This window comes from Phenylobacterium sp. (genome assembly GCF_030698145.1).
Classification (GTDB): domain Bacteria; phylum Pseudomonadota; class Alphaproteobacteria; order Caulobacterales; family Caulobacteraceae; genus Phenylobacterium.
This window is the reverse complement of sequence record NZ_JAUYNW010000110.1, coordinates 1-21,728: the sequence shown is the minus strand read 5'-3', so window position 1 is coordinate 21,728 and position 21,728 is coordinate 1. Positions and strand designations below refer to the sequence as shown.

The 21,728-nt window shown below is 68.6% G+C and carries 22 protein-coding genes, 1 other RNA gene and 1 pseudogene; 15 read left to right on the top strand and 9 right to left on the bottom strand.

Annotated features, from left to right (window positions below):
- Positions 1-282: a transfer-messenger RNA gene (ssrA, locus tag Q8Q77_RS16800) on the top strand; the annotation flags it as partial.
- Between the two features lie 17 nt (positions 283-299).
- Here ssrA and Q8Q77_RS16795 read toward each other — a convergent pair.
- Both Q8Q77_RS16795 and Q8Q77_RS16790 read right to left on the bottom strand, forming a co-directional pair.
- On the bottom strand, positions 300-1,406 hold the full coding sequence (locus tag Q8Q77_RS16795; RefSeq protein WP_305584799.1) for a hypothetical protein: 1,107 nt from the start codon (positions 1,404-1,406) through the stop codon (positions 300-302).
- Between the two features lie 10 nt (positions 1,407-1,416).
- The gene (locus tag Q8Q77_RS16790) at positions 1,417-2,817 is read right to left on the bottom strand and encodes an MBOAT family protein (RefSeq protein WP_305584798.1); all 1,401 of its coding nucleotides are present in this window, start codon (positions 2,815-2,817) and stop codon (positions 1,417-1,419) included.
- Between the two features lie 137 nt (positions 2,818-2,954).
- Here Q8Q77_RS16790 and Q8Q77_RS16785 point away from each other — a divergent pair, with 137 nt between their 5' ends.
- The 10 genes from Q8Q77_RS16785 (at position 2,955) to flhA (ending at position 14,300) form a co-directional block, all read left to right on the top strand.
- A complete protein-coding gene (locus Q8Q77_RS16785) occupies positions 2,955-3,455 on the top strand; it encodes an SspB family protein (RefSeq protein ID WP_305584797.1) in 501 nt (166 codons plus the stop codon).
- A 6-nt stretch (positions 3,456-3,461) separates the two neighbouring features.
- Positions 3,462-3,929, top strand: coding sequence for a PaaI family thioesterase (locus Q8Q77_RS16780; protein WP_305584796.1), 468 nt, complete (start codon positions 3,462-3,464; stop codon positions 3,927-3,929).
- Position 3,930: 1 nt separating this feature from the next.
- Positions 3,931-4,704, top strand: a complete 774-nt coding sequence (locus Q8Q77_RS16775) for a C13 family peptidase (protein ID WP_305584795.1) — start codon at positions 3,931-3,933, stop codon at positions 4,702-4,704.
- A 64-nt stretch (positions 4,705-4,768) separates the two neighbouring features.
- A complete protein-coding gene (locus tag Q8Q77_RS16770) occupies positions 4,769-6,919 on the top strand; it encodes a serine hydrolase (protein ID WP_305584794.1) in 2,151 nt (716 codons plus the stop codon).
- A 201-nt stretch (positions 6,920-7,120) separates the two neighbouring features.
- On the top strand, positions 7,121-8,782 hold the full coding sequence (gene fliF, locus Q8Q77_RS16765) for a flagellar basal-body MS-ring/collar protein FliF (protein ID WP_305584793.1): 1,662 nt from the start codon (positions 7,121-7,123) through the stop codon (positions 8,780-8,782).
- On the top strand, positions 8,779-9,804 hold the full coding sequence (gene fliG, locus Q8Q77_RS16760; RefSeq protein WP_305584792.1) for a flagellar motor switch protein FliG: 1,026 nt from the start codon (positions 8,779-8,781) through the stop codon (positions 9,802-9,804). The genes fliF and fliG overlap by 4 nt, the downstream gene beginning before the upstream one ends.
- Positions 9,804-10,454: a flagellar assembly protein FliH gene (locus Q8Q77_RS16755; protein ID WP_305584791.1), complete on the top strand. Its 651-nt coding sequence runs from the start codon at positions 9,804-9,806 to the stop codon at positions 10,452-10,454. Before fliG ends, Q8Q77_RS16755 begins: the two co-directional genes overlap by 1 nt.
- A gap of 5 nt (positions 10,455-10,459) precedes the next feature.
- Entirely contained in the window at positions 10,460-10,798 is a 339-nt protein-coding gene (fliN, locus tag Q8Q77_RS16750; RefSeq protein WP_305584790.1) for a flagellar motor switch protein FliN, read from the top strand.
- Positions 10,799-10,826: 28 nt separating this feature from the next.
- Positions 10,827-12,194 carry a sigma-54 dependent transcriptional regulator gene (locus tag Q8Q77_RS16745; RefSeq protein ID WP_305584789.1) on the top strand — a complete coding sequence of 456 codons (1,368 nt, stop codon included), beginning with the start codon at positions 10,827-10,829 and terminating at the stop codon, positions 12,192-12,194.
- 6 nt (positions 12,195-12,200) lie between these two features.
- Positions 12,201-14,300 carry a flagellar biosynthesis protein FlhA gene (flhA, locus tag Q8Q77_RS16740; protein WP_305584788.1) on the top strand — a complete coding sequence of 700 codons (2,100 nt, stop codon included), beginning with the start codon at positions 12,201-12,203 and terminating at the stop codon, positions 14,298-14,300.
- Positions 14,301-14,389: 89 nt separating this feature from the next.
- Here flhA and Q8Q77_RS16735 read toward each other — a convergent pair whose 3' ends face one another.
- The 3 genes and pseudogenes from Q8Q77_RS16735 to Q8Q77_RS16725 all read right to left on the bottom strand — a co-directional run bounded on the left by Q8Q77_RS16735 (position 14,390) and on the right by Q8Q77_RS16725 (position 15,739).
- Positions 14,390-14,839, bottom strand: a complete 450-nt coding sequence (locus Q8Q77_RS16735) for a pyridoxal-phosphate dependent enzyme (RefSeq protein ID WP_305584787.1) — start codon at positions 14,837-14,839, stop codon at positions 14,390-14,392.
- Positions 14,840-14,860: 21 nt separating this feature from the next.
- Positions 14,861-15,176 (bottom strand): annotated as a pseudogene (locus Q8Q77_RS16730) (pyridoxal-phosphate dependent enzyme); the annotation flags it as partial.
- Positions 15,177-15,265: 89 nt separating this feature from the next.
- Positions 15,266-15,739 (bottom strand): Lrp/AsnC family transcriptional regulator, encoded by a 474-nt coding sequence (locus tag Q8Q77_RS16725; protein ID WP_305584786.1) that lies wholly within the window; start codon positions 15,737-15,739, stop codon positions 15,266-15,268.
- Positions 15,740-15,853: 114 nt separating this feature from the next.
- Between Q8Q77_RS16725 and Q8Q77_RS16720 the strand changes: the two genes are divergently transcribed.
- On the top strand, positions 15,854-16,036 hold the full coding sequence (locus tag Q8Q77_RS16720) for a hypothetical protein (RefSeq protein WP_305584785.1): 183 nt from the start codon (positions 15,854-15,856) through the stop codon (positions 16,034-16,036).
- 82 nt (positions 16,037-16,118) lie between these two features.
- Positions 16,119-16,736 carry a glutathione S-transferase family protein gene (locus Q8Q77_RS16715; protein WP_305584784.1) on the top strand — a complete coding sequence of 206 codons (618 nt, stop codon included), beginning with the start codon at positions 16,119-16,121 and terminating at the stop codon, positions 16,734-16,736.
- On the opposite strand, the gene Q8Q77_RS16710 is transcribed toward Q8Q77_RS16715, so the two are convergent.
- Positions 16,733-17,251, bottom strand: coding sequence for an N-acetyltransferase (locus tag Q8Q77_RS16710; RefSeq protein WP_305584783.1), 519 nt, complete (start codon positions 17,249-17,251; stop codon positions 16,733-16,735). The genes Q8Q77_RS16715 and Q8Q77_RS16710 overlap by 4 nt on opposite strands.
- A 136-nt stretch (positions 17,252-17,387) precedes the next feature.
- Between Q8Q77_RS16710 and Q8Q77_RS16705 the strand changes: the two genes are divergently transcribed.
- On the top strand, positions 17,388-17,762 hold the full coding sequence (locus Q8Q77_RS16705; RefSeq protein WP_305584782.1) for a DUF4282 domain-containing protein: 375 nt from the start codon (positions 17,388-17,390) through the stop codon (positions 17,760-17,762).
- Here the strand turns inward: Q8Q77_RS16705 and Q8Q77_RS16700 are convergent.
- Genes Q8Q77_RS16700 through fliI form a run of 3 tightly spaced genes read right to left on the bottom strand, consistent with a single transcriptional unit; the run spans position 17,759 to position 20,561 of the window.
- The gene (locus Q8Q77_RS16700) at positions 17,759-18,799 is read right to left on the bottom strand and encodes an endo-1,4-beta-xylanase (RefSeq protein WP_305584781.1); all 1,041 of its coding nucleotides are present in this window, start codon (positions 18,797-18,799) and stop codon (positions 17,759-17,761) included. The genes Q8Q77_RS16705 and Q8Q77_RS16700 overlap by 4 nt on opposite strands.
- Before the next feature lie 17 nt (positions 18,800-18,816).
- Positions 18,817-19,230: a flagellar export protein FliJ gene (locus Q8Q77_RS16695; RefSeq protein WP_305584780.1), complete on the bottom strand. Its 414-nt coding sequence runs from the start codon at positions 19,228-19,230 to the stop codon at positions 18,817-18,819.
- Positions 19,227-20,561 (bottom strand): flagellar protein export ATPase FliI, encoded by a 1,335-nt coding sequence (gene fliI / locus Q8Q77_RS16690; protein ID WP_305584779.1) that lies wholly within the window; start codon positions 20,559-20,561, stop codon positions 19,227-19,229. Before fliI ends, Q8Q77_RS16695 begins: the two co-directional genes overlap by 4 nt.
- 354 nt (positions 20,562-20,915) lie before the next feature.
- Between fliI and ctrA the strand changes: the two genes are divergently transcribed.
- Positions 20,916-21,611 carry a response regulator transcription factor CtrA gene (ctrA, locus tag Q8Q77_RS16685; protein ID WP_305584778.1) on the top strand — a complete coding sequence of 232 codons (696 nt, stop codon included), beginning with the start codon at positions 20,916-20,918 and terminating at the stop codon, positions 21,609-21,611.
- The last annotated feature ends 117 nt before the right edge of the window (positions 21,612-21,728 follow it).

The following is a 21,728-nucleotide window of genomic DNA, read 5'->3' as shown; positions in this document are numbered from 1 at the left end:
GCGGACTGGACCCGGGTGCGATTCCCGGCGGCTCCACCAATCTTCCCCCGGAGTTATCGCCGGAAAGTGCGGGGCCGATCAGCATCGACAGACGTGTAAAGGTGTTGCTTTCTCTCGGCGTGGCTCACCGTTTCGGGCCTTAAAACTAAATGCGAACGATAACTTCGCTGAAGAAGTCCGTTTGGCCGCGTAAGCGACCCGATAGATTTCGACATAAACTCCTAGCGTCTTAGCAGCGTTAGGCGGGGCTCGGAGGGGGCCTTGCAACAGAACCCCTCCACTTTCCTCTCCCGCCCCATCTAGGACTTCGGAAGGTCTCGCGGCCTCTGGCCGTTGCACAGAGCATTGCGCTCAGCCGGCACGATCATCACGTAGTCCGGCTTCACCGCCGCGACGATCTTCCAGTCGAACAGGCAACCGTCCACGTGGATCCAGGCGATGCGGCCCGCGAAGGGCGCCAGCAGCGGCGGATAGAGGTCGGCTGTGAAGCTGTCGCCGATGACCAGCACCGTGGGGCCTGGATGGCCGGTGATCACCTCGAACGGCTTGATCGGCGCCTCGACACCCTCCAGCGGAATACGGACCAGGCCAGGCGGCAGGCCGCTGCGCTCGTGGATCTCAATGGTTTCGACGGCGGGCGCCATGCCGGCCATGCGCGGCAGGTCGCCATCCTCCACGCGCTGCTGGATCCAGGTCAGGCTCTCAGGGGCGACGGTCCAGTCGGGGCGCTCCAGCGCCGCGACCATGCGGTTATAGGCCAGCAGCGCCCCGAGCGAGGTCCAGTGGCTGTCGAACCGCCGGTAGACCTTTGAGTCGCGGGCGGCCGCGATCAGAGTCGGCCGGAGATCAACTGCGGGCACGCCGCAGCCGGCCAGGTCCTTCAGGATCAGGTCGTAGTCCGTCGGCCGCCGCGCAGGCCCCGCCCAAGCCGGCGCCAGGTCGGTCAGGACGCCCGCCGGCGACGGCGCCAGGCTGGTCGCCACCTTGACGCCGCCGGCCCGGAGCCGGGCGCCGACCTGGCAGACGAAATCTGCGTAGTCGGCGGCCCGCGCGGCATCGACGTCCTGCCCCGTCGAGCGCAACAGGCCCTCGCTCAGGAACATCTGCCCGCCCTCGCCCATGACCGCGAGGGCCTGGGCCCGCGCCTTGACCCCCAGCCGGCGCTCCACCCGCATGCCGGCCCATATGGCCTGCTCGCGGAAGGCGAAGTGATCGGCCAGATAGGCGTCGATGGCGCGCGGCAGGCGCCGCCAGTCCTCCAGCGTCCCTGGCCAGATCGGCGGCTTGGCCAGCATCCGGTTCTCCTGCAGGGAAGCGGGCCGGTACGCGACGAACGGCATGGCCGCGATGGGCGCGACCAGCAGGGCGATGACCAGCAGGATCAGGGGACGACGGGGAAGGATCACGCCGCGCTCCCTAGAACCGGAAATAGAGGAAGGGGCTGTAGGTGCCCGAGGCCACCCGCAGCAGCGCCAGGGCCAGCAGGCCGAGCACCAGGGCCGTGTCCAGCCACTTGCGCCAGTCGCCGGGGCCGTGGAACCGGCGCGGCCAACGCGCCACCGCCAGCACGCAGGCGAGCGGGATAAGCCACTCGTGCACCGGCTGCAGGGCTTGACCCGTGGTGATGGCGAGGCCTCCCAGGCCGTTCAGGCCGACCATGCCCGACCAGATGTCGGCGGCCCCGGCCATGTCCGGCGCGCGGAACAGCACCCAGCCGAACAGCACCACCGCCAGGGCGTAGGTCCAGCCGATCACGCGCGGCGCGCGCGCCAGGACCGGTCCGAGGCCCGCGCGCTCGATCACCAGGAAGGCTCCGTGCCAGAGGCCCCATAGGACGAAGGTCCAGCTCGCCCCGTGCCAGAGGCCGCAGAGCAGGAAGACGACGATCAGGTTGCGCCAGGTCTTCCAGGCCGGTCCCCGATTGCCGCCGAGCGGGATGTAGAGATAGTCGCGGAACCAGGTCGACAGGCTGATGTGCCAGCGGCGCCAGAACTCGGTGATCGAGGCCGAGGCGTAGGGCGTGCGGAAGTTCCTGGGCAGGCTGAAGCCGAAGATGACGCCCAGGCCGATGGCCATGGTCGAATAGCCAGCGAAGTCGAAATAGATCTGCAGGGCGTAGGCGATCGTCCCCAGCCAGGCCTCGGCCAGGCCCGGCCGGCTCGCCTTGTCGAACACCGCCTCGGCCAGGGGCGCCAGGCTGTCGGCGATCAGCACCTTCTGCGCCAGGCCGATGATGAATATCCGGATGCCCGTCGAGGCCCGCCCGAGAGTGTGACGGCGCTTGACCAGGCGCCGGGCGATGGACTTGTAGCGGACGATCGGTCCGGCGATCAGCTGGGGGAACAGGGCGATGTACAGCGTCACCTGGGCCAGGCTGCGGTTGGCCGGGAACCGCCGCCGGTAGGTGTCCATCAGGTAGGACACGCAGTGGAAGGTGAAGAACGAGATCCCGAGCGGCAGCGGGATCTGGGGGTCCGGGATATCCACCTGCAGCGGCGCCAGCGCCGCGGTGAGGGTCTGGGCGACGAAGCCGGCGTATTTGAAGAGGCCCAGCGCCGCCAGGTCCACGCCGACGGCCACGATCAGGGCCGCCTTGCGCGCCTTGCCATCCCGCGCGTCGATCGCCAGGGCCGCGGCGTAGTTCACCAGCGTCATGGCCGCCATGAGCAGGACGAAAACTGGCTCGCCCCAGGCGTAGAACAGCAGGGAGGCCCCGACCAGGACGCCGTTCTTGAGGTTGATGGAGGGGCTGGCGAAATAGGCGGCCAGGCAGAGCGGCAAGAAAACCAGCAGGAAGGTCGGCGACGCGAACAACATGAACGGCGCCCCCCAGCGGCCCGGCCCGATCTAGGCAATTCCGCCGTGACCGCCAAGTCCCGATGCGTATCATCCCCCGCTTGCGCGCCAGCGCCGAACCGCTACCCTTCGCGCCGCGTGCAGTTTGCGGAGATCCCATGGCTCAGGAGCCGCCGGCCCAAGACAAGATGCACTACGAGGCCATGGCCCAGGAGGCCCTGCGCGGCGTGGTGAAGGCGGCGTTGCGACGCGCCACGGCGCCGGAAGGCCTGCCGGAACCGCATCATTTCTACATCACCTTCAAGACCGAGGCGCCGGGTGTCTCGGGCCCCAATGACCTGTTGGGCAAGTACCCCGACGAGATGACCATCGTCCTACAGCACCAGTACTGGGACCTGGCGCCGGGCGAGACCTTCTTCACGGTGACCCTCAAGTTCGGCGGCCAGCCCAAGCGCCTCTCGGTGCCCTACGCGGCGGTGACCCGGTTCTACGATCCCAGCGTCCAGTTCCTGCTGCAGTTCGAGGCGCCCGCCGGCGTGGCGGCCAGCAGCACGCCCGTGGCGGCCGGCGCGGGCGAAAAGGCCGACGCCGCCTCCAACGCCGAAACCGATCCCGAGGCGCCCAATGTCGTGTCGCTCGACACTTTCCGGAAGAAGTAAGCCTGCATGACCGACGTCGCCGCCGAGCCGGAGGCCCTTACCGACGAAGCTATCCTGGCGCGCTTCCACCGCACCAAGAACCAGCCCACCGGATCCCAGACCCTGGGCTTCCACATCCTGTCGGTGAGCCAGGCGACCAAGTCGGTCGAGGTGGAGTTCGACGCCAAGGCCGAGCTGCTGCTCAACCCCATGCGCCAGATCCAGGGCGGCTATCTCTGCGCCATGCTGGACGAGGCCATGTCGGTGGCCTGCATGGTGGCGTCGGGCATGACCCATGTGGCGCCCACCGCGGAAATGAAAACGAGCTTCTTCCGCCCTGGCGCGCCAGGCAAGCTGAGGGCGATCGGCCGGGTGGTCAAATGGGGCCGGACCATCGCCTTCACCGAGGGCGAGCTCTACGACGCCGAGGGCCGGCTGCTGGCCAAGGCCACCGGGACGGCGGTGCCGACGCCCTTCCAACAGTACAAGAAATAGCATGACGCGGCGCGCGGGCCTGGCCGGCGCGTTTGCGGCCCTGCTGGTCAGCTGGGCCGGGCCGGCGCTGGCCGCCAGCCCTTTCGCGGACTGGGCCGCGGTCGTGGTGGCGGGCGACTATCACGGCAGCGGCGGCGGGCCGACCGAGGCCTTCGATAACGCCCGCCGCGACGTCTCCCGGGAGCTGCAGAGGATCGGCTTCGCCCCTGACAACCTGCGCACCTTCTCCGTGCGGCCGGACCGCTACAAGGACAGGCCGCTGAAGTCGGAGCCGGCGATCATCTACCAGGCCCTGGGTGAGCTGGCGGGCAAGGCCAAGTCGGGCTGCCTGCTCTATTTCACCTCCCACGGCGCGCCGCAGGGGGTGATCATCGACCAGCAGATCCTCAGCCCCGGCATCCTGGGGCGGATGCTGGACGCCACCTGCGCCACCCGCCCCACCATCGTCATCATGTCGGCCTGTTTCTCCGGCGTCTTCGTGCGGCCCTTGGCCGCGCCGAACCGGATGATCCTGACCGCGGCGCGGCCCGACCGGACCTCGTTCGGCTGCGGGGAGGGCAGCGTCTACCCGTTCTTCGACGACTGCCTGCTGAAGACCAGCCGGCTCTCCAGGGACTTCGCGGCCCTGGCCTCGGCGGTGAAGAGCTGCGTGGCCCTGCGCGAGATCGAGGAGGGCATGAAGCCGCCCTCCGAACCCCAGGTCTGGATCGGGCCGGAGCTGCGCCCGATGCTGCCGCTCTACGCCTTCCCGAGCGGACCGCCCGGCGCCGACTAGCGCTGTCCGGAGAGGGCGCCTACAAGGAGGTCTCGGCGTGAACCCGGTGGGCGGAATTTCTTACATGCGTTTGACGATCAAGGCAGTTTTCGCAGCCGTCCTCACCCTATGCGCGGGCCCGGGCCTGGCGCAGGACCAGGCCTCCCCCGCCGCGCCGCCCGTTTCGAAGGGCCCCGTGCCCTATGTCAGCCTGCAGCGGCCGACGCCGCGGCCGGCCCCAGCCCGGCCCGCCGCCGCTAGCACGCCCGCGGCGGCCGCTGTGGCGACGCCCTCCACGCCGATCGGCCTGGTTCCCGCCCTGCCGGTCACCCCCAGCGGCGCGCGCCTGGCGCCCCGGGAGGCCCTGCCCCCCGCCGAGCTCGAGGCCTTCGTCGACGGCGTGGTGCGCAGCGCCATGGCCCGCGACCACATCGCCGGCGTCACCGTCTCGGTGGTGCAGAACGGCCAGGTGGTGCTGAAGAAGGGCTACGGCTTCGCTAGCCTGGCCCCAGCCCGCAAGGTCGATCCGGACACCACCCTCTTCCGGGTCGGTTCGATCTCCAAGACCTTCACCTGGATCGCCCTGATGAGGGAGATCGAGGCCGGCCGCATCCGCGCCGACGCCCCGGTCAATCTCTACCTGCCCGAGCGCCTGCAGATCCGCGACCAAGGCTTCCGCACGCCGGTGCGGGTCATCAACCTCATGGACCACTCGCCGGGTTTCGAAGATCGGGCCCTGGGGCAGCTGTTCGAGCGTAACTTCGCCCGCGAGCGTTCGCTCGCCGAGTACCTGCGCCAGGAGCGGCCGCGGCGTGTCCGCGCGCCGGGAGAGATCTCCAGCTATTCCAACTACGGTGCGGCCCTAGCGGGCCAGGCCGTCTCCTACGTCTCGGGCAAGCCGTTCGAGCGCCTGATCGAAGAGACCATCCTGCTGCCCACCGGCATGCGCAACACGAGCTTCCGAGAGCCTCACCCGCCCAAGGCGGGCATCCCGGGCGCGATCCCTGACAGATTGGCCGGTCAGATCTCCCAGGGCTACCGGTGGATTCCCAGCGGCTTCGAGGTCCGGCCGTTCGAGTACATCGGCCACGGCGCCCCGGCCGGGTCGGCCTCGTCGACGGCCGGCGACATCGCGCGCTACATGCAGCTTCTACTGAACAATGGAACGATCGATGGCGCGACGATCTATGGCCCGCGCGCGGCCGAGGCCTTCCGGACTCCGATCCGGAAGACCCCGGCGGGGATCAACGGTTGGCGACACGGCTTCATCTCCTACAGCCTGCCCGGCGGCCGCACCGGCTTTGGCCATGACGGCGCCACCATGTCGTTCCACTCCAACATGGTGGTCGTTCCCGCCCTCAACCTCGGCATCTTCATCAGCACGAACACCGAGACCGGTTCAGATCTCGCGCACGCCTTCCCTGACCAGGTCCTGAGCCAGTTCTACAGCCCGCCCCAGGCCTATCCTCGGCCCGGTTCGCAGACGCTGAAGGATCAGGCCCGCACCTTCGAGGGCTATTACCTCGGCACGCGCCGGGCCTATCGCGGGCTTGAGTCCATGATCGGTCTGGTGACCACCGGCGTCACGGTCAGCGTCGACAGCAAGGGCCGGCTGGTGACCAGCGGCTTTGGCCCGGCGCGGACATGGGTCCCCGAGGGCGACCTCGCCGAGGGCCGCCTCATCTCCACGACCGGAACCGAGCACCTGGCCTTCGACATAGCCGACGGCCGGGCGCAGAGCTTCCAGACCGGCGGTGGCGGCCAAACGTTCCAGCGGGCGGGCTTCTGGAAGCAGCCCTCCACGGCGACCTTCCTGGCGGTCTTCACCGGGATTGCAGCCGCCGCGACCCTGGCCGGCGTCCTCCTGCGCAACCGCCGGGAGTTCCGTGAGACCTCGATCCAGAGCCGCGCCAGCCTGATCCAGAACATCCAGGCGGCCCTGTGGCTGACCATGCTGATCCTGTTCGGCCTTTGGCTCTCGCGCACCGGCGACCTGGCCAACGTCATGTACGGCTGGCCCGGACCGCTGCTGTTCATCGCCTCGGCCTGCGCCATGGTGGCCGCGGCCCTGACCCTGGCCACCCTGCTGCTGCTGCCGGCCATTTGGCGCGGCGGGCGGCGGGTCGACTCCTGGACGCCGCTGCGCAAGCTGGCCTTCTCGGTGACGGTGCTGCTCTATTCCGCCTTCGCCGTCGTCCTGTGGTTCTGGGGCGTGCTGAGCCCCTGGAGCGGCTGATTCGAGGACAGGCCTCGATTCCTTCACATTCGGGCCTTCGCCGATTGGGTCAAAAAGAAGGTTACTGAGTAAATTCAGTACGATTTGCCGCAGGCTTCACCACGACCTTAAACGCGGCGTTTACCAAGCACTGGGTAAATCCTGCCTAGCGGCGGGCAGCTTTCAGCGTTCGTCCCGCGTATCCGGGGAAGGACGTCCGCGTTGAATAGCTTCGTCGCCGCCTTGCAGAAGTTCGGAATCGGACGGCTGGCGGCCATCCTGGGGATCGGTGCGGGGGTCGCCGCGGCGCTCTTCGCCCTGACCATGGGTCTCGGCGAGCCAAAGGCGCTGCTCTATTCCAACCTCGATCTCAAGGAAGCCGGCTCGATCACCGCGGCCCTGGACCAGGCCGGGGTGAAGTACGACGTGAAGGGCGACGGCTCGACCATCATGGTGGGCCGCGACAACGTCGCCTCGACCCGTCTGATGCTGTCGAGCAAGGGCCTGCCGACCTCGGGCTCGGTCGGCTACGAGATCTTCGACGGCGGCGCCACCATGGGCCAGACCGACTTCGTCCAGCAGCTCAACCGCCAACGCGCCTTGGAAGGCGAACTGGCCCGCACGATCCAGAGCCTGGACGGCGTGACCTCGGCCCGCGTGCACCTGGTGCTGCCCAAGCGCCAGCTCTTCGAGGAAGAGGCCGAGCAGCCCTCGGCCTCCGTGACCATCGGCGTGGGCGCCCGCGAACCCACCGGCGAACAGGTTCGCGCCATCCAGAACCTGATCTCCAGCGCGGTGCCGAACCTGAAGGTCGACCGCGTCACCGTGGTGGATCAGCACGCCAAGACCCTGTCCTCCGGCGAGGAGGGCTTCGCCGGCCAGGCCGCCGATGGCAAGCGCAGCCAGGTCGAGCAGCGCATCGCCAAGACCGTCAAGGGGCTGGTCGAGGGCGTGGTCGGGGCCGGCAAGTCCCGCGTCAACGTCACCGCCGACCTGGACCTGGCCCGCGTCACCGTCCAGCAGGAGACCTTTGACCCCGACGGCCAAGTGATCCGTTCGGAATCCACCAACGAGGAGACCGCCCGCGAGAATTCCCCCGACGCCTCGGGCGGTGTCTCGGCGAGCGCCAACATCCCCACGGGCGCTGGCGCCAATGACGAGGGCCTCTCGGCCTCGGCCAGCGGCCGCACGGAATCCACGACCAATTACGAGATCTCCAAGACCACGCGCACCGAGGTGCAAGAGCCCGGCGAGGTGAAGCGCCTGTCGGTCGCCGTGGCCATCGACGGCGTCACCGCGGCCGGCGCCGACGGCAAGCCCGGCGCCTACACGCCCCGCTCGGCCCAGGAGATGGCGCGCATCGAACAGCTGGTCCGCACCGCCGTCGGCTTCAACGCCGATCGCGGCGACCAGGTGACCGTGGTCAATGTCCGCTTCCCCACCGTCGCCGAGGCCGGCGGCACCGAGGCGGCCAACCCGCTGATGGGCTTCGACAAGAACGACATCATGCGCGCCGTTGAGCTGGCGATCCTGGCCCTGGTCGCGATCCTGATGATGCTGTTCGTGGTCCGGCCGCTGCTGCGCAACACCGGCGGCGGCGGGGGCGGCGGTCGCGCCCTGCCCCACCTGACCTCGGCCGGCCAAGGCGTGACCCGCGTGGTCACCACTTCGGACGGCCAGCAGATGCAGGTCGCCGTGGACCCCAACACCGGCCAGCCCCTGGCCTTGCCCGGCCCGGGCAACGAGCTGGAGCAGCGCATCGACATCGCCCGCATCGAGGGCCAGGTGAAGGCGTCCTCGGTCAAGCGGGTCGCCGAATTCGTCGACAACCATCCGGAGGAGTCGGTCTCGCTCCTGCGCACCTGGCTACATGAGACCACATGAACGCCCGGCTCAAATCCATCAGCGATCCTGCGCGGCTGAGCGGGCCCGAAAAGGCCGCGGTGATCCTGCTCGCCCTGGGCGAGGATCACGGCACCATCTGGCAGGCGCTGGACGAGGAAGAGATCAAGGAGATTTCCCAGGCCATGGCGGGCCTGGGAAACGTCTCGGCCGCCGTGGTCGAACAGCTCCTCGTCGACTTCATCTCCGGCATGTCGGGCGCCGGGGCGATCATGGGGTCGTTCGAACAGACCCAGCGCCTGCTGCAGGCCTTCCTGCCGCCGGACAAGGTCGACACCCTGATGGAGGAGATCCGCGGTCCAGCGGGTCGGACCATGTGGGACAAGCTGGGCAACGTGAACGAGGCGGTGCTCGCCAACTATCTGAAGAACGAATACCCCCAGACCGTCGCCGTGGTGCTCAGCAAGGTGAAGTCCGAGCACGCCGCGCGCGTGCTGGCCGCACTGCCCGAAGACTTCGCGCTGGAATGCGTCACCCGCATGCTGCGCATGGAACCGGTGCAGCGCGAGATCCTGGACAAGATCGAGCAGACCCTGCGGACCGAGTTCATGTCGAACCTGGCGCGCACCTCCAAGCGCGACAGCCACGAAATGATGGCCGACATTTTCAACGCCTTCGACCGCCAGACCGAGGCCCGCTTCATCGCAGCCCTTGAAGAGCGCAACCGCGAGAGCGCCGAGCGCATCCGCGCCCTGATGTTCGTCTTCGAGGATCTCAGCAAGCTCGATCCGGGCGGGGTCCAGACCCTGCTGCGCGGTTGCGAGAAGGACCAGCTCGGCCTGGCGCTCAAGGGCGCCTCGGACGGCCTGCGCGAGATGTTCTTCTCCAACATGTCGGAACGCGCCGCCAAGATCATGCGCGACGACATGGAAAACATGGGTCCCGTGCGCCTGCGCGACGTCGACCAGGCCCAGATGGCGATGGTCCAGGTCGCCAAGGACCTCGCCGCCAAGGGCGAGATCATGCTGGCCGGTTCCGGCGGCGACGATGAGTTGATCTACTGATGACCGAAACCCCGCATCAGAGGTTCGGCTTCGACACCGTCTTCGACGGGGCGGGCGACGTCGCCTACGCCCCGCCGCGGCCCAAGCGCCTGTTCGTCATCGAAGAGGTCGAGCAAGCCCGCGCCGAAGCCTTCGCCGAAGGCGAGCGGCAGGCCCTGGCCTCCATGGCCGCCCTCCAGGCCGAGGCGCTCTCCTCCATCGCGGCCTCCGTCCACGCGGCCCTGCCCAAGCTGGCGGGTGTCGCTCACGAGCACCGGGTCGGATCGGCCGAACTGGCGTTGGCATGCGCCAAAGCCATCGCCGACGCCGCGCTCGCCAAGTTCCCCGAGGCCCCGATCCGGGCGGCCATGGAGAGCCTGGCCCGCGAGATCGAAGCCGCGCCGCGTCTGATGGTCGCCGCCGCTCCCGACCTGGCCGAGACCCTGCAGGCCGTGCTCGAGGAGGCCGCCCACGCCATCGGCTATCCCGGCGCGATCCAGGTCCGCTCGGCCCCCGGCATGGCCCCAGCCGCCTTCACCCTCGATTTCGGCGACGGCGCGGCGGCCTTCGATCCCGCCGCGGCCACCGCCCGCGTGACCGCGGCCCTCGACGCGGCGCTCGCCGCCGAAGGGTTGCACGCCGAACCCCTCATTCCCGGAAGCGAGAGCTGACAGCCATGTCCGACACCGAACTCAAGCTCGACGAATTCGCGCCCTCCGAGACCCCCATGGCCGAGATGAACATGGAGATGGAGGAGAAGACCGGAACCGACCTGCAGGCCGTCTATGACGTGCCGGTCTCGATCTCCGCGGTGCTCGGCCGCGCCAGCATGTCGGTGGCCCAGCTCCTCCAGCTCCAGTCGGGCAGCGTGCTCGACCTGGACCGCAAGGTCGGCGAGGCCATCGACATCTACGTCAACAACCGCCTGGTCGCCCGCGGCGAGGTCGTCATCGTCGACGACCGCCTGGGCGTGACCATGACGGAAATCATCAAGGACGGCGACGCCCAGGTCTGAAGCCTGAGCGGAGCAGGGAGATACGAGTATGCGGCTTCTGGTCGTCGGAAAATTGAACGGACAGCTCTCCACCGCCGTGAAGATGGCGATGTCGGCGGGCGCCAAGGTCAGCCATGTGGAGACCATCGCCGCGGCCACTCACGCCCTGCGGGCGGGACAGGGCGCCGATCTGCTGCTGGTCGACTACGAACTGGACATCGCCGCCCTGATCGCGGCCAACGAGGCCGAGCGCATCCATGTGCCGGTGGTGGCCTGCGGTGTCGACGCCGACGCCAAGAAGGCCGGCGACGCCATCCGCGCCGGGGCCAAGGAATTCATTCCCCTGCCGCCCGACGCCGAGATGATCGCCGCGGTCCTGGCCGCCGTCACCGACGACAACAAGCCGATGATCGTGCGCGACGCGGCGATGACCGCGATCATCGCCATGGCCGACCAGATCGCCCCTTCCGAGGCCTCCATCCTGATCACCGGCGAGAGCGGGTCGGGTAAGGAAGTCATCGCCCGCTACGTCCACCAGAAGTCGCGGCGCGCCAACCGGCCGTTCATCTCGGTCAATTGCGCGGCCATCCCCGAGAACCTCCTGGAGAGCGAACTCTTCGGCCACGAGAAGGGCGCCTTCACCGGCGCCGTGGCCCGCCGGATCGGCAAGTTCGAGGAGGCCTCGGGCGGAACGCTTCTGCTGGACGAAATCTCGGAGATGGACACCCGCCTGCAGGCCAAGCTGCTGCGCGCCATCCAGGAGCGCGAGATCGACCGTGTGGGTGGCTCCAAGCCGGTCAAGGTCGACATCCGCATCCTGGCCACCTCCAACCGCGACCTGGTCCAGGCCGTGAAGGACGGGACCTTCCGCGAAGACCTGCTCTACCGCCTGAATGTCGTGAACCTGCGCCTGCCGGCCCTGCGCGAACGTCCCGGCGACGTGGTCGCGCTCGCCGAGTTCTTCGTGAAGAAGTACGCCAAGGCCAACGGCATGCCCGAGCGCCTGATCTCGGCCGAGGCCAAACGCCGCCTGGCTGGCCACCGCTGGCCTGGCAACGTCCGGGAGCTGGAGAACGCCATGCACCGCGCGGTGCTGCTGGCGGTCGGTCCGGAGATCGAAGAGACCGCCATCCGCCTGCCCGACGGCCAGCCCCTGGCGCCGCCGGACATGGGCGCGCGGGCGGCCTCGCACGCCGCCGTCGCCGCCGAGGCGGTCACCCGCTCCTTCGTGGGCCAGACCGTCGCGCAGATGGAACAGCACCTGATCATCGACACCCTCTCCCACTGCCTGGGCAACCGCACCCACGCGGCCAACATCCTGGGGATCTCGATCCGCACCCTTCGCAACAAGCTGAAGGAGTATACCGAGGCCGGCGTCTCGGTGCCGGCGCCCCAGATGGGCCAGAGCGCGGCCTAAACGATCATGGCGGGTGCAGGATCATACGTCGCCGAACGGCCCAGCCCGCGCGAGATGCTCGGGTGGCTGATGAAGGGCGAGGTGGCGATGGCCGTCGGCGTCATCGGCATCGTCATCCTGCTGATCCTGCCGATCCCGCCGTTCCTGCTGGACATGCTGCTGGCCATCTCGATCATCACCTCGGTGTTGATCCTGATGACCTCGCTGCTCATCAAGAAGCCGCTGGAGTTCACCGCTTTCCCGACGGTGCTGCTGGTCACCACCCTCTATCGGCTGGGGCTGAACATCGCCTCGACCCGCCTGATCCTCGGCCACGGCCACGAGGGCGCGCACGGGGCCGGCAAGATCATCGAGGGCTTCGGCAACCTGATGATGGGTGGCAACTTCGTCATCGGCGTCATCGTCTTCGCCATCCTGGTGATCGTGAACTTCGTGGTCATCACCAAGGGTTCAGGCCGGATCGCCGAGGTGGCCGCCCGCTTCACCCTCGACTCCATGCCCGGCAAGCAGATGGCCATCGACGCCGACCTCTCGGCCGGACTGATCGAGGAAGAAGAAGCCAAGAAGCGCCGCAAGGAGCTTGAGCAGGAGAGCACCTTCTTCGGCGCCATGGACGGCGCCTCGAAGTTCGTGCGCGGCGACGCAGTCGCCGGCCTGATCATCGTGGCCATCAACATCATCGGCGGCATCCTGATCGGGGTGGTGCAGCACAAGGTGCCGCTCGGCCAGGCCGCGGCCACCTACACCCTGATGACCATCGGCGACGGCCTGGTCAGCCAGATCCCGGCCCTGATCATCTCCATCGCCGCGGGCTTCCTGGTCTCCAAGGCCGGGGTCGACGGCTCGGCCGACAAGGCCCTGGTCACCCAGTTGGCCATGAACCCCATCGCGCTCGGCATGGTCGCGGCCTCGTCGGGCGTGATCGCCTTCATTCCCGGCATGCCGATCATCCCGTTCGCCGCCCTGGCCGCGGGCGCGGGCTATCTCTCGTGGCGGCGGTCGCAGGACGCCCAGGAGGCTGAGTACAACGCCGTCGACCTGGTCCCCGTCAGCGCCCCGGTCGCCCCCGAGGAAGAACCGATCAGCCAGTCGCTGGCCATCGACGAGATCAAGATCGAGCTGGGTTACGGCCTGCTGCCCCTGATCAACGACATGGAGGGCCGCCGGCTCACCGACCAGATCAAGGCCCTGCGCCGCACCCTGGCCGCCGACTTCGGCTTCGTCATGCCGGCCGTGCGCATCCTCGACAACATGCGCCTGCCCTCCCAGGGCTACATGATCCGCATCAAGGAGATGGAGGGCGGCCAGGGCGAGGTGCGCCTGGGCGCCCTGATGGCCATGGATCCCTCGGGCGGCCAGGTGGAGCTGCCAGGCGAACACATGCGCGAGCCGGCCTTCGGCCTGCCCGCCACCTGGATCGACGACAACCTGCGCGAGGAGGCGACCTTCCGCGGCTACACCATCGTCGACCCGGCCACGGTGCTCACCACCCACCTGACCGAGATCCTCAAGGAGAACATGCCCGACCTGCTCTCCTACGCCGAGGTGCAGAAGCTGCTGAAGGACCTGCCGGGCGAGCAGAAGAAGCTGATCGACGACCTGATCCCCAGCGTGGTCACCGCCGCCACCCTGCAGCGCGTGCTGCAGGCCCTGCTGCGCGAGCGGGTCTCGATCCGCGACCTGCCGGCCATCCTGGAAGGGGTCGGCGAGGCCGCGCCCCACACCCAGTCGATCGTGCTGCTGGTCGAACAGGTCCGCTCGCGCCTGGCCCGCCAGATCTCCTTCGCCCATCGCGGCGACGACGGCTCCCTGCCGATCATCACCATGTCGGCCGAGTGGGAGAACGCCTTCGCCGACGCCCTGATCGGAACCGGCGACGAGAAGCAGCTTTCGCTGGCCCCCTCGCGCCTGCAGGACTTCATCCGCGGCGTGCGCGACAGCTTTGAGCGCGCGGCCCTGGCCGGCGAGAGCGCGGTCCTGCTGACCAGCCCACAGATCCGGCCCTATGTCCGCTCGATCATCGAGCGCTTCCGGGGCCAGACCCCCGTGCTCAGCCAGAACGAAATCCATCCCAAGGCGCGCCTGAAGACGGTCGGCTCGATCTAGTCCGCCAGACCATTTTACGCCGAAGTGGACACCGGTTCGGCGAAGAAAATGGTCTAAATTCAAAGAGACGTGAGCAAAATCCGGTCCAATCAGATCGGATTTTGCTCTAGGGCGGCCTCGGTCGCCACCAGCAGGACGACGCTGGCCTCATCCAGCCCATACGCCTCGCGCAGGTCCGGCTGGACGGCCACATGCAACAGGCCTGCCAGGCCCGCCGCGCCGGACGGCGTCGAGGCAGGGCCGCCGCCGCTCTCCAGCGCGGCGACCGCGGCCAGCAGTTGGGCCTCGCTGACCGCGACCGCGCTCGCGCCGTGGCGCAACAGCACCTGCAACGCCGGCGCCGAGGCCAGGCCGCAGGACAACATCTCGGCGCAGGTGTGCAGGTCGCCGTTGATGCGCACCGGCCGGCCGGCGGCCAAGGCGGCGGCGACACAGGCCGCGCGGGCGGGCTCGACCACGACCACGCGGCCGCCGGGCGCAGTCACGGCCTTCAGGCCCTCGCCGCGCCGCGTCCGCCGCGGCCTCGACCGCGTCGTCATAGGTCCCATCGATCAACACGACCCGGGCGCTCAAGGCCTCGATCCGGGCGATCCGCTCCGGGCTGGCGCTAGCCGGCAGATAGATCGCCGCCGACGCACCGGCCTGCCGGGCCGCGGCCGCCACGGCCAGGCCGTGGTTGCCGTCGCTGGCGCAGACCAGGCGCGGGGTCCCGCCCGCGCGCTCAAGCGCCCGCAGGCCGGCGGTCATGCCGCCCAGGACCTTGAAGTTGCCGAGCGGGCGTTCGTCCTCGGTCTTGACGAGGACCCGGCCCACTCGCGCCTGGCGGGCGAGGTCTGGCAGGTCGAGGAGGCGGGTGGGTGTGGTCAGGTCTATCATGCGGCGAGCTTGCCTGAGCGCCGTGTGGAATGGCGGCGATTGCGGGCCGATTTCGCGGGATTTCCCCGCATGGGCCCAGCCCGGCCGAGTCAGTCGTCGTCCACGGGGGCCGGAACCTTCAGCCCGCGCTTGATGACCCCCAGGGCGACATTGGTGTTGAAGCGCCGGACGTTGGGGTTCGCCGACACCAGCCGCGACATGAGCGCGTCATAGGTCTCGGTGTCCGGCGCGCTGACGACCAACACGAAGTCGGCGTCGCCGGTCACGTAATAGACCTGCTGGATCTGCGGCTCGGCCGCCAGCCACTGGCGAAGCTGGTCCAGCAGCTCCGGCCGCTCGCGCTCCACATGCAGGGAGACGATGAAGAAGGTGGGCCGCCCCACCTTGCGCGGATCCACCACGGCGATGTCGCGCTGGATCACGCCCGCGTCGCGCATGCGCCGCAACCGCCGTTGAATGGCCGAGGGCGATAGCGCCACCTGCCCCGCGAGCTGGTCGGCGGTCTGGCCCGCATCCTCCTGCGCCAGGTTCAGCAGCTGGCGATCGAAACGGTCGAGTTCCATGGCTTCGTTGTAGGGACGCCGGCGCGCCGAAAAAACCCAAACTTGCCGCCAGATCGCGGCCATTCCCCGGATGCCCCCGCCTATCAAGGCGCTCCCCACCAGGAAGGCGCTGAAATGGACCTAGGCAGGCTCACCGACACCCTCGACCGGCTGTGGACCCATGAGGTCATGCCGCCGCTGATCGAGTACGTGGAGATCCCCTGCGAGTCCCCGGACTTCGACCCCGATTGGGCCCGGAACGGCCACATGGACCGGGCGACGGCTAGGCCCGGAGTCCAACGCCCACGGACCCGATGAATTCCTTCATCTGCCGACCGCGCGGCGCGTCACCGCGGCCATCGCTCACCTCCTGCACGACGCCCGACGGAGCTAGGATCCCATGAAGCTCTTCTATCAGACCCACTCGCCCTACGCCCGCAAGGCCCTGGTCTTCGCCCATGAGGCGGGGATCGCCGCCCGCCTCGGGGTCGTCCATATGGAGACCAGCCCGACGCGGCGAAACGACGAGGTCTTCGCCGAGAACCCCCTGGGCAAGGTGCCCGTCCTGGTCCGTCCGGGTATGGCGGCGATCTTCGATTCCGACGTCATCTGCGCCTATTTCGACACCCTGCACGACGGCCGCAGGCTGATCCCGTCGGAGGGCGAGGCGCGATGGCTGGCCCTGCGCCTCCAGGCCGCCGCCCAGGGTATGGCCGACTCCGGGATCGCCCTGCGCTGGGAGACCGTCCGGCGGCCGGCGGAGCTGCGCTATGCGCCCCTGGCGGCGGGGCACGCGGAGAAGCTGGTCGCCAGCTACGATTGGCTGGAACAGGAACTGGACGTCGAGGCGGACCTACACGTCGGCCATGTGGCGCTGGCGACCACCTTGAGCTGGCTCGAGTTTCGCGACCTGCCGTCTTTCCGGGAAGGGCGGCCTCGGCTCAGCGCCTGGCTGGACGCCTTCGAGGCGAGGCCGTCCATGCGCGCCACGCCGCTGTCGGGCGAAACCCAGGACTAGGCCATCGGCTTGACGAAGACCAGCTGGGGGCCTTGGCCCTCCTCGTGGCGCTGGCCGGTGTCCACGAAGCCGATCTTCCGGTAGGCGGCGATGGCGGCGGTGTTGCGCTCGTTGACCGCCAGCATCAGCTGCGGCTGGATCGGCCGTTCGCGGGCGAACCAGGCCTCCAGCAGGGCGATGCAGCGCCGCCCCACGCCCTGGCCCTGCATCCCCGGGCGGACCCGGAAGCTGTGCAGGCTGACCGTCCCGGGCGGCGCCCAGGGCGGACGGCGCAGGCCCTCGCGCAGGACGAAGAACCCGACCACGCCGGTCTCGTCGGGGGCGACCACCGCGAAGCCCTGCTCCAGGCCCACGGCGTCACGCTCGTTCAGCCGCCCGAACACCTCGTCCAGGGATCCGGCGAAGACCTCCTGTTCCGGCGGCAGGCTGATCTGCTCGACCACGTCCCGGTCCGCGCCGGAAATGGGCTCCAGCCTCCAGTCGGCGATGTCTGTGGTTGTGGTTTCCTCTCCCATGGGATGGAGGCTAACACGCAATGGGCGACATTTGTCAGGTCCGGCGCGACGTCTGCCCCGTTGCAGCCCGGCTTGGCGGCTGGTAGCGGTTTGGCCCCAGGGTGACGATTGTCCGTCGCCGAGCGTTGGATGTCGAATGCGGCCACCTGCTTTCAAGACCCGGAACGGCGCGGGCGGGACCATCTTCTGGGACCTGCTGACCTTCGAGAAGCTGATGACCAACCAGGTCATCCACCTGATCTATTGGTCGGGCCTGGGCGTCATCGCCCTGGTGGCGTTCGGCATGGTTGGCGCGGCCGTGGGCGTGGCCCTGCGCGAGGAAAGCTGGATCGGCGTGATGCTGGCCGTGCCGGTGCTGGTGGCGGGCCTGCTGGTGGTGGCGGCCCTGGTGCTGCTGTGGCGCTCGTTCTGCGAGCTCTATGTGGCCCTGTTCCGCCTCAGCGACGACCTCCACGCCCTGCGCGAAGCCGCCGACGCCGAACCACGCGCGCCGCGTCCGCCCCAGGCCTAGCTCAAGCCGCCGATCCAGGCCGCCGCGGCGGCTTTCGGCCGGCCCGCGTCGTCGAACAGCAGCGGCGCATCGGACGGGTTCTCCCGCTTCAGCCACGAATCCTTGTCGCGCAGCCCCCAGTGGGTGAAGGCGAACCGCTGGCTGGCCGGCAGGCTGGAGAAGGCCTCGGCCGCCTCGGCGTAGAGCCGCGCCTGGCCCGCCAGCAGCCTGCCGCGATCCTTGATCACGCCGCGCGAGCGGGTCAGCGACACATCCATCTCCGAGACGTGGACCTTGAGGCCCAGGCTCGCCAGGTCCTTCAGCGCCTTGGTGATCTCGCCCGGCGCCAGGTCGGCGGCCAGGTGGGTCTGGGTGCCGACGCCGCCGATCGGCGCGCCCGCCTTCAGCAGCGCCTCGACCAGCTTCATGAAGGTCGCCCGCTTCCTCGGCATGTTCTCGAGATTGTAGTCGTTGAGGAACAGCACCGCGTCGGGATCGGCCTCGCGGGCGTGCTGGAAGGCCAGCACCATGTGCTGCAGCTTGCCCAACTTCTTCGACCACAGGCTCTCGCGCCAGCCGTTCCCGTCTTCCGCGACGGCCTCGTTGACCACGTCCCAGCCCGCCGCCTGGCCGCGATAGCGACCGGCCACGGCCAGGATGTAATTGCGGTAGGCCGCGGCGAACTTGACCCGCTTCTCGTCCAGCCGCTCGAAGGCGGGCGGGACCTGGGCGTACCAGATCAGCGTATGGCCGAAGAGCCGCATGCCATTGGCCTTGGCGAAGGCCGCGATCCGGTCGGGCGCCTCGAAGCGGAAGGAGCCGTCGTCCTTGACGATGTACTCCATCTTCATCTCCCACTCCGGCGTCACCTGGGAGATCTGGGCGGCGATCAGCGGCACGAGGCTGGGATCGCCCAGCTGCTCCTCCTGCACGCAGACCCCCACGGGGAAGGCCGCCGCGCCGCGCAGGGGCGGGATAGAGACCGGAGTTTGCCCCACTGGAGTTTGGGCGTCGGCGCGGCGGTCGCAGGCGGCGAGCGCCAGCCCGCCTCCCAGCACCAGCCGTCGATCCAAAGTCACCGGCCGTTGGCGGCCCGGCGCAGGCCGAGCTCGTCCAGGGCGGCGGTCTCCCGCCGGGCGTGTTCCTTGAGGTCGGCCAGACGCATGCCCTCGGCGACCTGCTCGTATTTCTTCTGCTCTTCGAAAGCCATGGCGAGCGCGTCGCGCGCGCCCTCCTCCTCGATGGCGATGCGGTCGATCTCGGCCTGGGCCAGGGCCTTGCGGGTGCGCAGGCCCTCCAGGAAGCCCAGCTGGTACCAGCCGTGCTCGGCGTCCTGGCGGCCCTTCTCGGCCTCGGCCTCGCCCTCGGCCGTCAGCAGGACCAGTTTCATCTCCGCCTGCAACCGCCGGTCGGCGATCTCCGCCAGGCGTTTCTGCAGCACCTCGACCTCATAGGTCGAAAGCTTGATCAGGGATTTGGCCCAGCTCATGCGTCACTCATCAAGATATGGGACAGGGCGTCGAAACTCTCATCGATGGTCGAGCTCTCGTCCTTGTCCTGGGCGAGGAAGGCCTCGAGCGCCGGATTGAGCTGGATGGCGCGGTCGACCTGCGGATCGGCGCCGGCGCGATAGGCGCCGATGCGGATCAGCTCCTCCATGTTGGCGTAGGCCGACAGCGACTGGCGGGCCGACTTCACGATCTCGCGCTCATGGGGCTGGTGGCAGCCCGGCATGGTCCGGCTGATCGACTTCAGCACATTGATCGCCGGGAAGCGGCCGCGCTCGGCGATGGCGCGCTCCATGACGATGTGGCCGTCCAGGATCCCGCGCACCGCGTCGGCGATGGGTTCATTGTGGTCGTCGCCGTCCACCAGCACCGTGAAGATGCCGGTGATCGGCCCCGCCGTGGTGCCGTCCGGCCGCACGGGGCCGGGTCCAGCCCGCTCCAGCAGCTTGGGCAGTTCGGTGAAGACGGTGGGGGTGTAGCCCTTGGTGGTCGGCGGCTCGCCGGCGGCCAGGCCGATCTCGCGCTGGGCCATGGCGAAGCGGGTGACCGAATCCATCATGCACAGGACCTCCAGGTCCTGGTCGCGCAGGAACTCGGCGATGGCCAGGGTCATATAGGCGGCCTGGCGGCGTTTCAGCGCCGGCTCGTCGGAGGTGGCGACCACCACGATGGCGCGCTTCAGCCCCTCTTCGCCCAGGGTCTCCTCGATGAACTCGCGGACCTCGCGGCCCCGCTCGCCGATCAGCCCGACCACGACGGCATCGCAGTCGGCCTCCTTGGCCAACATGGACAGCAGCACCGACTTGCCGACGCCGGACCCGGCGAACACGCCCAGACGCTGGCCGCGGCAGCAGGTGGTGAAGACGTTCATGGAGCGCACGCCCAGGTCCAGGCGCTCTCCCACCCGGCCGCGTGCGTGGGCCGCGGGCGGGGCGGCGCGAAGGCTGTAGGGCACGATCCCCTGGGGCAGCGGCCCCTTGCCGTCGATGGGCTCGCCGAAGGCGTCGATGATGCGTCCGAGCCAGGCCATGGTCGGACGCACGGCCGAGCCCATGGGATCGATGCGGATCTCGGCGCCCGGCGCCACGCCTTCGACCGGGCCGAAGGGCATCAGCAGGGCGCGGGTCTCGCGGAAGCCCACCACCTCGGCGGTCAGCGGCTTGTCGGCCCGGCGCACGATCTCGGCGCGGGCGCCGACCGCCAGCCGGGTCAGTCCGCCGCGGGCTTCGATCAGCAGGCCGTTCACCGCGGCGACGCGGCCGGAGACGGTCAGGGGATCGATCCGCTCCACGGCGGCGACGAGGCTACGCAAAGGCTGGATTCCCGGGGCCAAGTTGAGCCTGAGAAGAATCCGCCCGACGCCGTTAACCCGTGATGAAGATTGGGCTGCGGCGGCCCGGCGCACGGGCGATCAATGCGTTAAATTTACAAGCTTGGCCGCGCGACCCATTCGTTAACACTGTCCAATCACAAAAGATTCAACAGCCCTGCGACTCCCTGTCCAACACCCGCCCTTGCTGGCGATTCCCAAAACGAGTTAACGATTCTGCCAGAGGCCTTTCACTATTAACCGGTCTTAAATTAACTCGCTGGCAAGTTAACGGCGAGGGTCTACGCGGATTCCCGGATTTCAGGGAAACAAGCGCTACCGTTCGAGGAGGAACAGATGCGCGTACTATTGATCGAGGACGACAGCGCCACCGCCCAAAGCATCGAGCTGATGCTGAAGTCGGAGGGCTTCAATGTCTACACGACGGATCTGGGTGAAGAGGGCGTCGATCTTGGCAAGATCTACGACTACGACCTGATCCTGCTCGACCTGAACCTGCCCGACATGAGCGGCATGGACGTGCTGCGCACCCTGCGGGTGGGGAAGATCAACACCCCCATCATGATCCTGTCCGGCTCCGCCGAAATCGACACCAAGGTGAAGACCTTCGGGGCAGGCGGTGACGACTACATGACCAAGCCGTTCCACAAGGACGAGCTGGTCGCCCGCATTCACGCGGTGGTCCGTCGCTCCAAGGGCCACGCCCAATCGGTCATCCGCACCGGCGACATCACCGTGAATCTCGACGCCAAGACCGTCGAAGTGAACAACAGCCGCGTCCACCTGACCGGCAAGGAATACCAGATGCTGGAGCTGCTCTCGCTCCGCAAGGGCACGACGCTCACCAAGGAAATGTTCCTGAACCACCTCTATGGCGGCATGGACGAGCCCGAGCTGAAGATCAACGACGTGTTCATCTGCAAGCTGCGCAAGAAGCTGGCCGCGGCCGCCGACGGCACGCATCACAGCGACACCGTCGGGGGCCGCGGCTACGTGCTGCGCGACCCCCAAGAGGGCCAGGTCGCGGCCTAGACCCCCGCCTCCACCCTCGCCAGAGACCCGAACGCCCGCCGCTCCTTCCGGCGGGCGTTTTCTTTTGTCCTCGCGCCCTGCGATGCGCGACGGCATACGCGCGCTCAGATCCTCCAC

What these genes read in the sequence shown, in the direction of transcription:
- Q8Q77_RS16790 (WP_305584798.1), bottom strand. Translation starts at nt 2,817, where the DNA reads ATGTTGTTCGCGTCGCCGACCTTCCTGCTGGTTTTCTTGCCGCTCTGC.
- Q8Q77_RS16785 (WP_305584797.1), top strand. Translation starts at nt 2,955, where the DNA reads ATGGCTCAGGAGCCGCCGGCCCAAGACAAGATGCACTACGAGGCCATG.
- Q8Q77_RS16780 (WP_305584796.1), top strand. Translation starts at nt 3,462, where the DNA reads ATGACCGACGTCGCCGCCGAGCCGGAGGCCCTTACCGACGAAGCTATC.
- Q8Q77_RS16775 (WP_305584795.1), top strand. Translation starts at nt 3,931, where the DNA reads ATGACGCGGCGCGCGGGCCTGGCCGGCGCGTTTGCGGCCCTGCTGGTC.
- Q8Q77_RS16770 (WP_305584794.1), top strand. Translation starts at nt 4,769, where the DNA reads ATGCGTTTGACGATCAAGGCAGTTTTCGCAGCCGTCCTCACCCTATGC.
- fliG (WP_305584792.1), top strand. Translation starts at nt 8,779, where the DNA reads ATGAACGCCCGGCTCAAATCCATCAGCGATCCTGCGCGGCTGAGCGGG.
- Q8Q77_RS16755 (WP_305584791.1), top strand. Translation starts at nt 9,804, where the DNA reads ATGACCGAAACCCCGCATCAGAGGTTCGGCTTCGACACCGTCTTCGAC.
- fliN (WP_305584790.1), top strand. Translation starts at nt 10,460, where the DNA reads ATGTCCGACACCGAACTCAAGCTCGACGAATTCGCGCCCTCCGAGACC.
- Q8Q77_RS16745 (WP_305584789.1), top strand. Translation starts at nt 10,827, where the DNA reads ATGCGGCTTCTGGTCGTCGGAAAATTGAACGGACAGCTCTCCACCGCC.
- flhA (WP_305584788.1), top strand. Translation starts at nt 12,201, where the DNA reads ATGGCGGGTGCAGGATCATACGTCGCCGAACGGCCCAGCCCGCGCGAG.
- Q8Q77_RS16735 (WP_305584787.1), bottom strand. Translation starts at nt 14,839, where the DNA reads ATGACGACGCGGTCGAGGCCGCGGCGGACGCGGCGCGGCGAGGGCCTG.
- Q8Q77_RS16725 (WP_305584786.1), bottom strand. Translation starts at nt 15,739, where the DNA reads ATGGAACTCGACCGTTTCGATCGCCAGCTGCTGAACCTGGCGCAGGAG.
- Q8Q77_RS16720 (WP_305584785.1), top strand. Translation starts at nt 15,854, where the DNA reads ATGGACCTAGGCAGGCTCACCGACACCCTCGACCGGCTGTGGACCCAT.
- Q8Q77_RS16715 (WP_305584784.1), top strand. Translation starts at nt 16,119, where the DNA reads ATGAAGCTCTTCTATCAGACCCACTCGCCCTACGCCCGCAAGGCCCTG.
- Q8Q77_RS16710 (WP_305584783.1), bottom strand. Translation starts at nt 17,251, where the DNA reads ATGGGAGAGGAAACCACAACCACAGACATCGCCGACTGGAGGCTGGAG.
- Q8Q77_RS16705 (WP_305584782.1), top strand. Translation starts at nt 17,388, where the DNA reads ATGCGGCCACCTGCTTTCAAGACCCGGAACGGCGCGGGCGGGACCATC.
- Q8Q77_RS16695 (WP_305584780.1), bottom strand. Translation starts at nt 19,230, where the DNA reads ATGAGCTGGGCCAAATCCCTGATCAAGCTTTCGACCTATGAGGTCGAG.
- ctrA (WP_305584778.1), top strand. Translation starts at nt 20,916, where the DNA reads ATGCGCGTACTATTGATCGAGGACGACAGCGCCACCGCCCAAAGCATC.